Source organism: Sporomusa sphaeroides DSM 2875 (genome assembly GCF_001941975.2).
Classification (GTDB): domain Bacteria; phylum Bacillota; class Negativicutes; order Sporomusales; family Sporomusaceae; genus Sporomusa; species Sporomusa sphaeroides.
Map to the genome: position 1 here is coordinate 1615440 of NZ_CP146991.1, position 13190 is coordinate 1628629.

A 13190-nucleotide genomic window follows, 5' to 3' on the forward strand; every position below is an offset into this window, starting at 1 on the left:
TAGAGTAACAGGAGGGGATCGTATGGAACATATCAGAGCGCATGTGCTCATTTGTGCCGGCACTGGCTGCGTGTCATCAGGCTCGAAAAAAGTGGAAGCCGCATTTCAGGCAGAGTTGGTTAAAAAAGGGTTGGATAAAGAAGTAAAAATTATTGAAACCGGCTGCCATGGTTTTTGTGAAATGGGCCCGCTGGTTATCATTTATCCTGAAGGTACATTCTATGTTCGGGTTCAGGAAAGCGACGTGCCTGAACTGGTGGAAACCCATCTTTACAAAGGGCGTACTGTAGAACGCTTACTATTCAAAGAGCCTAGTTCTCATGAAGCAATTCCTAGCTATAATGATATTGATTTTTATAAAAAACAAATGAGAATAGTACTGGCAAACTGTGGTCACATCAATCCTGAGGATGTTAATGAATATATAGCCGAAGGCGGTTATGAAGCTTTAGGCAAGGCTTTGGAAACTATGAAGCCTGATGAAGTTGTTGAAGAAGTTAAAAAGTCCGGGCTGAGAGGCCGGGGGGGCGGCGGTTTCCCGACTGGTATGAAATGGGGCTTTGCCCGCAGTGCACCGGGCACGAAGAAGTATGTTGTCTGTAATGCTGACGAAGGTGACCCTGGTGCATTTATGGACCGCAGCGTGCTTGAGGGCGACCCGCACCGTATTATTGAAGGCATGGCAATCTGCGGGTACGCCATTGGCGCAGATGAAGGCTATGTTTATGTTCGTGCAGAGTATCCGCTGGCCATCAAACGCCTGAGAATAGCCATTCAGCAAGCAGAAGAACTGGGGCTGTTAGGCGAAAATATTTTAAACTCAGGCTTTAACTTCAGGCTCAAGATCAAAGAAGGTGCCGGCGCTTTTGTCTGCGGTGAAGAAACAGCGCTCTTGGCTTCCATCGAAGGCAAACGCGGTATGCCGCGCCCACGTCCGCCATTCCCTGCTATTTCCGGACTGTGGGGCAAACCTACTAATATCAATAATGTTGAGACCTTTGCCAATGTGCCGCAAATTATCACCAGAGGTGCCGATTGGTACGCATCTATCGGTACGGAAAAAAGTAAAGGCACCAAGGTATTTGCCCTTACCGGCCGTATCAATAATACCGGCTTGGCTGAAGTTCCCATGGGTATTACCATGCGCGAAATTATCTATGGTATTGCCGGCGGTATTCAAGGCGGCAAGAAGTTTAAAGCAGTGCAAATCGGCGGTCCATCCGGCGGATGTCTGCCTGAGCATATGCTGGATTTGTCGGTAGACTATGACTCACTCATTAAAGCCGGCGCCATGATGGGGTCAGGCGGTTTGGTTGTAATGGACGAAACCACCTGTATGGTTGATGTTGCGAAGTTTTTCCTGAACTTTACCCAAGCTGAATCTTGCGGCAAATGTACTCCTTGCCGTGAAGGCACCAAGCGTATGCTGGAAATCCTTACCCGGATTACCGAAGGACAAGGCCGCGAAGAGGATATTGCACTCTTAGAGTCTCTGGCCAAGAACATTAAGGCTACGGCTCTTTGCGGTTTGGGGCAAACGGCTCCCAACCCGGTACTTTCCACCTTGCATTATTTCCGGGATGAATACGAAGCCCATATCAAAGATAAACGCTGTCCGGCCGGTGCTTGTACCAATCTGCTGGAATACAGCATTAACGATACCTGTAAAGGCTGCGGCTTGTGCAAAAAGGCATGTCCGGTGGAAGCAATCAGCGGTGAGAAGAAAGAACAGCATGCGATTGATCAGGCTATATGCATCAAATGTGGTGCCTGCTTTAGCAAATGCCCGTTCAAATCAATTGTTAAAGGATAAACTTGCCGGTTAACCACCGGTAATACCCATAATGATTGGGAGAAGAGAGGGTGACACGACGATGGAAATGGTTAATATAACAATCGATGGACAGAAAGTAGCTGTGCCGAAAACATCGACTGTTTTGGACGCTGCACTTTCGCTTGGAATAAAAGTTCCGACTCTGTGCTATCATCCTGAGCTGCGCGTAGAGGGCGCCTGCCGGGTATGTATGGTAGAGGTTGAAGGCGCTCGCAGTTTGGTTGCGTCTTGCGTTTATCCGGTCAACGAGGGAATGGTTGTTCGCACTAATACCGCGGCTGTCCGTGAAGCGCGCAAGACAGTAGTGGAGCTGCTGCTGGCCAACCACCCGACTGACTGCTTATCTTGTCAACGCAATTTGAATTGTGAACTGCAAACTATAGCAGCCGACGTTGGTGTTAGAGAAATTCGTTTTGACGGTGAAAAGAAAAACTATCCGCTTGATGCCAAGAATCCGTCTTTGGTTCGCGACCAGAGCAAATGTATTTTGTGCGGCCGTTGTATTCGTGCCTGCAGCGAACGTCAGGGTGTGCATGTATATAGCTTTGCTAACAGAGGTTTTAATACCACCGTTGTTCCCGCCTTTGATTTGGGGTTAGACGAAGTTTCCTGTACGTACTGCGGTCAATGTGCCGCCGTATGCCCGACAGGTGCTATTGTTGAGAAAGACGATACCGAGGCCGTATGGGCAGCCATCAATGATTCGTCAAAACATGTAATTGTGCAGACGGCTCCTGCTGTTCGCGTAGCCTTGGGTGAAGCTCTTGGTTTAGCCAACGGCTCTATTGTTACCGGCAAAATGGTGGCCTCACTCAAGCGGTTGGGCTTTGACAAAGTATTTGATACTAATTTTAGTGCCGACCTTACTATCTGGGAAGAAGGCTCAGAGCTTATTGACCGCTTGACTAACGGCGGCAAACTGCCCATGATTACCTCCTGCAGCCCAGGCTGGGTTAACTACATCGAATTGAAATACCCTGACCTTTTGGACCACCTGTCCACTGCGAAGTCACCGCAACAAATGTTTGGCGCACTGGCCAAGACCTATTATGCCGAAAAAGTCGGTATTGATCCTAAAGATATTGTTTCAGTATCGATTATGCCTTGTACTGCCAAAAAAGCTGAGGCAGCCCGTCCTGAAATGAATTCCAGCGGCTATCAGGATGTTGACTACGTTTTGACAACCCGTGAATTAGGCCGCATGATTCGTGAAGCCGGCATCACCTTTAACAATTTACCTGAGACTGAATTTGATGCGCCGCTTGGCGTTGGTTCAGGTGCCGGCGTGATCTTTGGTGCTACCGGTGGTGTAATGGAAGCTGCTCTCCGGACAGTTGCCAAGATGGTATCAGGCAAAGAACTTGACAATATTGAGTTTGAGGCCGTACGCGGGATGAATGGCATTAAAGAAGCTTCGGTGCCGTTAAAAGAAGGCTTAACCGCTAAAGTTGCCATAGCTCATACGTTGGCCAACGCCCGGGTAATCCTGGAAAAAATTCGTGCCGGCGAAGCTGATTATCATTTTATTGAGATCATGGCTTGTCCGGGTGGCTGCTCTGGCGGCGGCGGACAACCGATTATTACTTCAGCCGAACACCGGCAAAAACGCATTGATGCTATTTATGAGTGCGACAAGTGCTCAGAACTGAGAAAATCACATGATAATCCGGCGGTTAAAGAACTCTATGACACTTATCTGGGAAAACCGCTTGGTGAAAAATCACACCATCTCCTTCATACCCACTATCATCCGCAAAAGAAATGCTAAAAAAAGATGTCCGCAAGGACATCCCGGGCTGTCGACAAAGTATTGTCGGCAGCCTTTTTTTTCTGCTTAACAGCAGGTAAGAGTATAACTAATTTTCCCGGATAAGGATCGCACCGGCTTGTTTTTTCTACAGGGATTCGTGTAGCTTGTTTTTACATAAAATAGATTATATGTGAAATAATATAACAAATCTAGGAGTTTATTACTAAAAATAGCAGGATTTTAAAATACAAGTGAGAATAGAATACAAGTATGTGAAAATAAACCGCTTGGATGAGCGTTGACTATTGTGCTAGGGAGAGTTGTTATGAAAGAAAGCAAAGAAAATGCAGTAATTTCTAAAGCTACGATTGACCGGTTGCCGCTTTATTACCGTACACTTAAGCTAAGTCAGGAAGAAGGCATAGAGATAATATCTTCTGATGAATTGGGGCGGAAGATTGGTGTTACGCCGGAACAGATACGTAAGGATTTATCAGCCTTTGGTGAGTTCGGCAAAAAAGGTGTAGGCTATTATGTGCGCGAGCTTATGCGCAATATTGGCGAGATATTGGGGCTTAACCGTAAATGGAATATTGCCATTTGTGGTGTTGGGCATTTGGGCTGGGCTTTGGCCAACTATGCGAATTTTTCACCGCAAGGCTTCCACCTGCAGGCTATTTTTGATATTGATCCTGACAAAATCGGGCGTTATATAAATGAAGTAGAGATTTTCCATGTTAGCCGGATGAAGGAAATAGTGACTGAACGGGACATTCAAATTGGGATTATCACCGTGCCGATGGAATTTGCCCAAAGTACTGCCACACAACTTGTAGAGGCCGGTATTAAAGGGATATGGAATTTTGCCCCGATTAAAATAAATGTGCCTGATACGATTCATGTAGTCAGTGAAGATTTATCGGTGGGATTAAGCAGTATGTCTTATTACCTTTCCCGTCAAAACGGATAACTCGTGTATGTTTTACCGATACAAGCCGGGCGCTTAGTAACAGCGAAGTGCCCGGCTTGTACTTGTTGGAAATATCTAGCGGCATTCAAAAAATGCAGCAGAATGTGTTTAGTAAAAGCCTTTGTCAGGCAATTATTATTTACTGAAAAATAAATAAATTAAATGTAAAATTATTGCAGGAATATAAAGCTCTACAACGAATATATATTACAAGAGTTCCGAATTACTATCGCCAGACCGGTGCTGGTAATCGGGGTGCGGGAAGGAATTTTCGCGCCGGCCATTGTGCAAAGGAAGTCCGTTAATACGGGCTTTTTTTGTATTTTACCGGAGGATTTTATTTGGCTTATAGAGACAAGAAAAATTAATATTTGCTTCCGATTTATTATTATCCCTCAGGGAGGTAATAAACGTTAAGGTACGATAAGCAATTATCGTGCCCGCCAATGTGCAAAGGAAGAGGTACTAAAATATTTTTAGCGCCTCTTTTTTTATGTGTCAAATTATTAAGGAGGGTGGTTTTTTTATGAATAATTTTATCCGGGTAAACATGACGACCAAGGAAGTCACAATGAGTGAGACCCCAGCGAAATATGCAGGTCTGGCAGGCCGTGCGCTTACTTCAAACTTTGTTAACGATGAAGTTAAGCCGACATGTCATGCTCTGGGGAAAAACAACAAGCTGATTTTTGCTCCTGGTTTCCTTAGCGGCACTTATGCTGCCCAGTCGGGACGCATTTCGGTAGGGGCCAAAAGTCCGTTGACCGGTACCATCAAGGAAAGTAACAGTGGCGGCAGCTTCTCACAGAAAATGGCCAAAATGGGTATTAAAGCACTTGTTATTGAAGGAATGCCGGCAGAAGACAAGTTTTATATACTCAAGGTTGACATGCAGGGTGTAAGCATAGACGAGGCGCCGGCTGAAATCCTCGGTGGTTGTGGAAACTATGAAGCTATTAAAGTTCTAAATGAAAAATATGGTGCCAAAGCTGGCATCGCGCTGGCAGGTCCGGCTGGTGAATATCGGTTGCCTACCGCTAATATTTCCTTTAAAGATCCTGAAGGCAATATTCGTAGTGCCGGTCGTGGCGGTTTGGGTGCGGTGCTGGGCTCAAAGAAGGTAAAGGCTGTTGTAATTGATGATACCGGCGCACCTGGCGTTACCATCGCGAAACCTGAGGAGTTCAAGGCAGCAGCTAAAGTATTTGCCAAGGCTTTGACGAGTCATCCGGTTACCGGTCAGGCATTGCCGGCGTATGGTACCGATGTATTGATTAATATCATAAATGAAGCCGGCGGTTTGCCTGCTAAGAATTTCACTGCCGGTCGTATCGACTGGAATGACAAAATTTCTGGTGAAACTCTGAATGCCACGATCAGTGAGCGTGGCGGCGAGGGCAAAGTTTCCCACGGTTGCCATACCGGGTGTATTATCCGTTGTTCACAGTGGTATCCGGACAAGAACGGCAAATACATTACCAGTGGTTTTGAGTATGAAACCGTATGGGCCCTGGGTGCTGACGCCGGCATTCAAGATATGGATGACATCGCCTACCTTGACCGTGCTATGGACGATGTCGGTGTAGATTCGATCGACGTTTCCGTTGCCATAGCCACTGCTATTGAAGGAGGTTTACTGCCATGGGGTGACGGCAAGGCTGCCTTGGATGCTGTCAAGCAAATTGCCATTCCCACTCCGCTTGGCCGGATACTTGGTGGCGGTACGGCTATTGTCGGCAAGGTTTGCGGTCTATTCCGCACCCCGGTTGTTAAAGATCAGGCTATCCCGGCATATGATCCGCGGGCTATAAAAGGTATCGGTCTGACATATGCCACTACGCCGATGGGAGCCGATCATACATCTGGTTACTGTATTGCTACCAACATTCTAAAAGTTGGTGGTTATGTGGACCCGCTTGTGAAGGAAGGACAAATTGAACTTTCCCGTAACCTGCAGATTGCCACCGCTGCTGTTGATAGTACAGGTATGTGTCTCTTTATTGCCTTCGCTATTCTGGATATTCCGGAGGGCTTTAACGCGCTGGTTGATATGATTAATGCCCGCTATGATCTATCGCTGACTGCCGACGACGTAACTGCTCTCGGCAAATCAATTCTTAAAGCGGAGAGAGCCTTTAATGCAGCAGCCGGTTTTACAAACGCTCATGACCGTTTGCCTGAATTCTTTGAATATGAGCCATGCCCGCCGCATAATGCTGTCTGGGACTTCGCACCTGAAGAAATCGACGAAGTCTTCAATTTCTAGGAAACTATAAAAAGCCGGGCTTTTAGCCCGGCTTTTTACAACTGATACCCAAAATGGTTCGAACCATTGGATTATGGTGAACCAAACGGTTTAATGTTCTTGTTTTCAAGGAATACCTGCGACAGACAAGCTTAAAATGTTTGCATAACTACGGGAGGATTTTTTATGATATTGGAAGTGCGTTTATATGCTACATTAAGGCGTTATACGCCAGCAAGCCCGAATGGAGTAATAACGGTAGTGGTGCCTGACGGTAGCACGGTGTTGGATGTGGTGAGAAAAATTAACATTGATCCGGCAGAGATTCATCTGATTATGATTAATGGTATTGGATGCGAGTTTGACAAGCCGGTACATGAGGGTGACCGGGTGGGCTTATTTCCGCCAGTGGGTGGCGGTTAGGCGTTCGGCGCAGCATAGAGCGAATACCTGCTAAGAAAAGGGGGAGGGTTGCATGACGATAATTTCTTTGCCGATGAAGGACCCTGTTTATCATGAATGGGAAAAATTCCTAAGTACAGGTAACCCCTATACATGCAAAGCCCGTCAGCAAATTATTGAGTCATGGGCCAGGTGTTATCATGAGGGGATAGATCCTTATGATGATAACATTCACCACTGGTTGGATGATTTGAGCCTTAGTGAGGTTTTAAAAAGAAAGGAAAAACTGATTGAGGCAGCAAAACCCTTTATGTCCAGACTTTATGAATTTTTTAAAGGCTCTGGCTTTATTGTTGTATTAACTGACGAAAATGGCTGTATTCTTGCAATGGTATGTGACGAAGATACCCGGCAGAATCCGATGACGAAATACTTTTATCCCGGGGTTAGCTGGAAGGAAGAAACGGTAGGGACTAATGCCATAGGAACAGTGATCAAGCTGCGAGAGTCGCTTCAGGTATCGGGTGCAGAACATTATTGCAAAAAAATTCATGCTTTTAGCTGCTCGGCGGCCTCAATTTATGATTGTGATGGACAAATTACCGGTGTTCTAAATATATCCTACGCCTTTCATGCGTCGCATTTACATGCATTGGGAATTGTAACGGTTATTGCCGACGCTGTTACTGCCCAGCTAAGCATGAGTCAAAAGAATTGTGAAATCGCATTGATTAACAAAAGGATGGCCAGTTTAAAAAATACCGTTTCTGATGGTGTACTTATTGTTGATAACCATGAGGCAGTAATTGAAATAAATCCTGCAGGCCGGGCTATGCTTGGAAAGCCGGAGCAACATATAATCGGGACAGAACTTAGGCAGTTATTTGATGGTAAGTCAGGGGAGATTCTAACTTCCAGTAAAAGTTATCATCAGGTCGAAATCATAGTGGATGCCCACGGGGGTAGCCGGCATTTTGCAGCTTCCCGGGAGCCTGTATTTAATGAGCAAGACGTGCTGGCTGGCGGCATTATTGTTCTCAGGCCTATCAAACAACTGAAGCATATGGCACAGCGTTCTAGTGGTGATGCCGCAGTGTTGCAGTTCAGCGATATTATTGGGGAAAGCTTTCAAATCCGTGAAGCTGTGCATGTTGCCACACGGGCCGCGAATACGGCAGCCAATGTATTGCTTACTGGTGAAAGTGGTACAGGTAAAGAAATCTTTGCTCAGGCTATTCACAACCATAGTGACAGGCATAACGGACCATTTGTGGCTGTCAATTGCGGCGCCATTCCCCGGGAACTGATTGGCAGTGAGTTATTTGGTTATGATGAAGGGGCTTTTACGGGGGCGAAACGTGGTGGTAAACCGGGGAAGTTCGAGCTGGCGTCTGGTGGAACTCTTTTTTTTGACGAAATTGGTGACATGCCTCCCGAACAGCAGACCGCCTTACTGCGAGTGATACAAGAAAGAAAAGTGACGCGCATCGGCAGTGATAAGATAATTCCGATTGACATTCGCCTGATTTGTGCTACAAACAAGAATCTGCTGGAAGAAGTAAACAAAGGAACCTTTCGTCTTGACCTGTATTATCGCTTACATGTGTTGTCAATCCTTATTCCGCCGCTGCGGGAGCGCCGCGAAGATATACAACTGCTGTTTGACCATTTTTTAGAAAGGGTAAGCCGTGCACAGGGGTGTACATTTGCGGTGGAGTCCGAAGTTATGACCTATTTACATAGATATTACTGGCCTGGCAATGTACGGGAGTTACAAAACGTGGTCGAGCATGCGGCCTGTTTGGCTGAGAATAAAGTTATTACCGTGGAGCTTTTGCCTGAAGTACTTTATGCACAGTCTTCACTGATGAAAATAGCGGCACCACAAGTAAATGAAGTGATTTTTACCAGGGAACAAAGGCAAAAGATGGCCGGCTTTGCCGAGAGAAATAGGATAATTGCCAAGCTTGATGCATTTGCCGGAAATGTTAGCCGGGCAGCTAAAGAATTGGGAATATCCCGAAATACTCTATATAAGAAGATGCGATTGTATGCTATTAAAAACTAGTCAATAAACCAGCCTAGTTTATATTTGCCTGTACCTATTTATTATCATGTAGTAAAATGGAAGATAAAGGTAGGACTTAAGGAGGATAGCCATGTCGGAACAAGCTGGGAGAACTATTGAGATACGGGGATTTCTTCATTTGTATAAATTTTTTAAAGAGAAAAACTGGCCTATCCCATTGATTATGGAACTTGAGGAGCCAACTACAGGCACTCAACTGGCGGAAAAACTGGGGATACCCCTGGATGAAATTGAAATAGTTTTTGTCAACGGTTTTGCGCAGTCTCTGGATTATGCTATTCAACCAGGTGACAGAGTGGCTTTCGTGCCTCCAGGCTGTCCGGGTCCATACCGGATGGCTTTAGGATTTTATGCCAAAAACCAGAAAAACAAATTTAATTTTGTTAGAAAATAATTGAAATGTAAGCAGATAGTATTGCAGGAATTGTTAAACAAATGGCAAAGTGTATAGGAGATAACAGCATTACAGGAGGCAGCCATGAAGCAAATTGACGAATCCATTAAACAGAAAGTACAGGAACTTGCCAAAGACGGCCGTCTAACCTGTGCGGAAGCTATAGCGTTGGCTAATAGCCAAGGCGTACCGCCTATTACTGTCGGAAGGGCCGCAGATGCGGCTAAAGTAAAAATTATTGCCTGTCAGTTGGGCTGTTTCGGAGTCAATAAAGGAGACTGACATGGAATTTTTTGATTGCATTTCTTTAGCTAAGGCACAAACGCTGATTAACAATGTATTGCCGGAATGTACAACGGCTGTTGAGGAAACTGAGCTTATCGAGGCATTGGGACGGATTGTTGCCGAAGATATTGCCGCCGCTGATCATTTGCCGCCATTTAACCGCTCCACGGTTGACGGTTATGCGGTACTTAGCCGCGATACTTTCAGTGCCGGTGAAGGAGCGCCGGTAATGCTGGACATTATTGGCGAAGTATTTATGGGCCAGTCTGCCGATTATACCATTGTCTCAGGCCAGGCGGTAATTGTTCCGACCGGCGGTATGTTGCCTGCCGGTGCAGATGGTGTGGTTATGCTTGAGCATGCCGAGCAGTCAGATCAAGAAACCTTACTGGTAGCCAAGCCGATTGCACCGGGGGAAAATATGGTGGCCAAAGGGGAAGATATAAAACCCGGTACGGTTTTTGTCGCTGCCGGCACCAGGCTGACTGCTGCTGAAATTGGCGCGCTGGCAGCCTGTGGCATTGCCAGGGTAAAGGTGCGCCGGCGATTAACGGTAGGAATTATTTCAACAGGCGATGAAGTTGTCGATGTTATTGCCGTACCTGAAAATGGGCAGGTACGCGATATTAATTCATATACGCTGGCGGCGATGCTGACAGCAGCCGATTGCCAGGTTACGCGTTATGGAATTACCAAAGACAACTATGCGGATCTGTTGGCAGCAATCGGCAAAGCAGCCGGCGAAAACCAGTTGGTACTGGTTTCCGGCGGCAGTTCGGTCGGGGCTAGAGACCATACGGTGCAGGTCATTGAGGAACTTGGCCGGAACAAGGTCATATTTCACGGGCTGGCGGTTAGACCGGGCAAGCCGACCATCTTCGGTTTAATTGACCATGTGCCGGTATTTGGACTGCCGGGACATCCGGTGGCAGCAATGACTATATGCCAAATGGTAGTTATGCCGTTGGTCAGCAGACTACAGGGCTCTGGGTCATGTAAAGCAGGCTGGAGGATTCCGGCAAGACTGACCCGTAACTGTGCATCCGCTCCCGGGCGCGACGACTTTTTGCGGGTAAAGCTGATTTGGCAAGCTGGAGAATACCGGGCTGAACCTGTGTTGGGGAAATCCGGACTTATCAGTGTTATGACTCAGGCAGACGGGGTTGTGCATGTGCCTGCTGACAGCAGCGGGCTTTACGCCGGCGATGTGGTCCTTGTCGAAGTCATGAGGGAGGCATAGTCATGCGCACAGGAAAAGCATATTTAGAGTGTCTGCCCAGAGAAAAAAGCTGGGAATTATGGCAGAATACGCTGATGTCGGCCGGTTATTTTACTGATTTGCCGACCGAGACACTGCCGGTTGAACAAGCCTTGGGGCGCGTTACTGCCGGGTGTACCTATGCCAAACAATCGGTGCCGCATTATAATGGCTCTGCCATGGATGGTATTGCTGTCAGGGCGCAGGATACGTTTGGCGCAACAGAAACTACCCCGATGCGCCTGAAGTTACTGAAAAGTCATGAACCTTTTGTACCGGGAGGATGCTATATAATTGATACCGGTGATTTGATGCCGGCAGAGACTAATTCAGTCATTATGATTGAAGATGTACATATAGAAAATGCGTCTGCCGAAATTATTGCTGCTGCGGCACCATGGCAGCATGTCCGCATCATCGGTGAAGATATTGTCGCCAATGAGATGGTATTGCCGGAGCACCAGGTAATCAGGCCGGCTGATATTGCCGCCCTGTTGTCTGCCGGACTGGAAACCGTTGAAGTGGTGGCAAAGCCAAAAGTTACCGTTATTCCTACAGGTACTGAGCTTGTAGCACGTTCACACGACTTAAAACCTGGCGCAATCCTGGATGTTAATTCCCATATGTTGTGTGCGGCAGTTACTCAGTGGGGCGGGGACGCTATACGTCATGAAATTGTGCCAGATAATTATGAGCAAATCAAGCAAGCGGTTATTGCCAGTCTGGCAACCAGTGATATGGTTATTACCAATGCCGGCACTTCAGCGGGAACTGAGGATTTCACTTCCCGCATTTTCGCTGAACTTGGTGAAGTGCTGGTTCATGGGGTAGCCATCAAACCTGGCAAGCCGGTGATCCTGGCTTTCTGCCAGGGAAAGCCGGTAATTGGTCTGCCAGGGTATCCGGTATCGGCCATGCTGACTGCCGAATTGTTTGTGAAAGATGTGCTCTATGAGCGGCAGCGTCTGCCGATCCCGGCGGCGCAGCAGGTTCCGGCGGTACTGGCACGACAACTGTCCTCGCATGTTGGCGTTGAGGAGTTTGTACGGGTATCTGTAGGGACAATTCAAGGGAAAACGGTGGCTGCGCCGCTAAGCCGCGGTGCAGGAATCATTTCTTCACTCATCAAAGCGCAAGGTGTTCTGGTGGTGAGTGAACGCAGTACCGGGCTTCCGGCCGGCGCTATGGTACAGATAAACATGCTTAACCGGCAGCAGTCGGAAACAGTACTGGCTGTCGGCAGTCATGATCTGGCACTGGATATTTTAGGCGTATTTTTAAACCGCCGGAGCGGCAAACTGCTGTCGGCCGCTAACGTGGGCAGTATGGGCGGCATAATGGCCGTAAGGAACAATGAAGCTCATATTGCCGGTATTCACATGCTTGACGATAAGACCGGCGAGTATAATATTCCTTTTGTTAATAAGTATTTGACAAAAGGAAACTGGCAGCTAGTACGGCTGGCGCGCCGCGAGCAGGGATTGATGGTGCTGCCGGGCAATCCCAAAAATATTAAGACCCTGGAGGAGCTGGGGAGAGAAGATATCACCTATGTAAATAGACAGCGCGGTTCAGGCACCAGAATGCTCTTAGATCATTTAGTGCCTCGAACAGGATTACGGGTGGAGCATATTACAGGCTACGAAAAAGAGGTCAGCACCCACATGGCGGTAGCGGCAACCATTACGGCCGGTGCCGCCGATACCGGCCTGGGTATCCGGGCGGCGGCGACGGCTTTGGGTTTAGAATTTATTCCGATATCCCACGAATGCTACGATATCTTATTGAACTTCCCGCCTGGCGATATTACGGCCGAAACAATTATTACCATTTTACAGACACCTGCTTTCCGGCAGGAAGTGGAACGCCTGGGCGGTTATGATCTGGCAGAAGCCGGTACGGTGCTGCTAAAGATGTGAATGGTTCCTGGCTATGGTCGCTTGCTACTAAGCAGTGAAACAGG

10 protein-coding genes are annotated in these 13190 nt (G+C 47.2%); all 10 read left to right on the top strand.

From position 1 onward, the window contains the following. Positions 1 to 22: 22 nt before the first annotated feature. Positions 23 to 1813 carry an NADH-quinone oxidoreductase subunit NuoF gene (gene nuoF, locus SPSPH_RS07100; RefSeq protein WP_075754527.1) on the top strand — a complete coding sequence of 597 codons (1791 nt, stop codon included), beginning with the start codon at positions 23 to 25 and terminating at the stop codon, positions 1811 to 1813. A gap of 61 nt (positions 1814 to 1874) precedes the next feature. After that, on the top strand, positions 1875 to 3602 hold the full coding sequence (locus SPSPH_RS07105) for an NADH-dependent [FeFe] hydrogenase, group A6 (RefSeq protein ID WP_075754529.1): 1728 nt from the start codon (positions 1875 to 1877) through the stop codon (positions 3600 to 3602). 307 nt (positions 3603 to 3909) lie between these two features. Further along, positions 3910 to 4554, top strand: coding sequence for a redox-sensing transcriptional repressor Rex (locus SPSPH_RS07110; protein WP_075754531.1), 645 nt, complete (start codon positions 3910 to 3912; stop codon positions 4552 to 4554). 526 nt (positions 4555 to 5080) lie between these two features. Next, the gene (locus SPSPH_RS07115) at positions 5081 to 6820 is read left to right on the top strand and encodes an aldehyde ferredoxin oxidoreductase C-terminal domain-containing protein (RefSeq protein WP_075754533.1); all 1740 of its coding nucleotides are present in this window, start codon (positions 5081 to 5083) and stop codon (positions 6818 to 6820) included. A gap of 165 nt (positions 6821 to 6985) precedes the next feature. Continuing rightward, entirely contained in the window at positions 6986 to 7222 is a 237-nt protein-coding gene (locus SPSPH_RS07120; RefSeq protein WP_075754535.1) for a MoaD/ThiS family protein, read from the top strand. 52 nt (positions 7223 to 7274) lie between these two features. Then, positions 7275 to 9269 carry a sigma-54-dependent Fis family transcriptional regulator gene (locus SPSPH_RS07125; RefSeq protein ID WP_075754537.1) on the top strand — a complete coding sequence of 665 codons (1995 nt, stop codon included), beginning with the start codon at positions 7275 to 7277 and terminating at the stop codon, positions 9267 to 9269. A gap of 91 nt (positions 9270 to 9360) precedes the next feature. Further along, positions 9361 to 9684, top strand: a complete 324-nt coding sequence (locus SPSPH_RS07130; RefSeq protein ID WP_075754539.1) for a MoaD/ThiS family protein — start codon at positions 9361 to 9363, stop codon at positions 9682 to 9684. 84 nt (positions 9685 to 9768) lie between these two features. After that, the gene (locus SPSPH_RS07135; RefSeq protein ID WP_075754541.1) at positions 9769 to 9966 is read left to right on the top strand and encodes a hypothetical protein; all 198 of its coding nucleotides are present in this window, start codon (positions 9769 to 9771) and stop codon (positions 9964 to 9966) included. Between the two features lies 1 nt (position 9967). Continuing rightward, positions 9968 to 11209: a gephyrin-like molybdotransferase Glp gene (gene glp / locus SPSPH_RS07140; RefSeq protein WP_075754543.1), complete on the top strand. Its 1242-nt coding sequence runs from the start codon at positions 9968 to 9970 to the stop codon at positions 11207 to 11209. Positions 11210 to 11211: 2 nt separating this feature from the next. Beyond that, positions 11212 to 13146, top strand: a complete 1935-nt coding sequence (locus tag SPSPH_RS07145) for a molybdopterin biosynthesis protein (RefSeq protein ID WP_075754545.1) — start codon at positions 11212 to 11214, stop codon at positions 13144 to 13146. The last annotated feature ends 44 nt before the right edge of the window (positions 13147 to 13190 follow it).

Coding starts and splice junctions, on each gene's coding strand:
- nuoF (WP_075754527.1), top strand. CDS start 23: ATGGAACATATCAGAGCGCATGTGCTCATTTGTGCCGGCACTGGCTGC.
- SPSPH_RS07105 (WP_075754529.1), top strand. CDS start 1,875: ATGGAAATGGTTAATATAACAATCGATGGACAGAAAGTAGCTGTGCCG.
- SPSPH_RS07110 (WP_075754531.1), top strand. CDS start 3,910: ATGAAAGAAAGCAAAGAAAATGCAGTAATTTCTAAAGCTACGATTGAC.
- SPSPH_RS07115 (WP_075754533.1), top strand. CDS start 5,081: ATGAATAATTTTATCCGGGTAAACATGACGACCAAGGAAGTCACAATG.
- SPSPH_RS07120 (WP_075754535.1), top strand. CDS start 6,986: ATGATATTGGAAGTGCGTTTATATGCTACATTAAGGCGTTATACGCCA.
- SPSPH_RS07125 (WP_075754537.1), top strand. CDS start 7,275: ATGACGATAATTTCTTTGCCGATGAAGGACCCTGTTTATCATGAATGG.
- SPSPH_RS07130 (WP_075754539.1), top strand. CDS start 9,361: ATGTCGGAACAAGCTGGGAGAACTATTGAGATACGGGGATTTCTTCAT.
- SPSPH_RS07135 (WP_075754541.1), top strand. CDS start 9,769: ATGAAGCAAATTGACGAATCCATTAAACAGAAAGTACAGGAACTTGCC.
- glp (WP_075754543.1), top strand. CDS start 9,968: ATGGAATTTTTTGATTGCATTTCTTTAGCTAAGGCACAAACGCTGATT.
- SPSPH_RS07145 (WP_075754545.1), top strand. CDS start 11,212: ATGCGCACAGGAAAAGCATATTTAGAGTGTCTGCCCAGAGAAAAAAGC.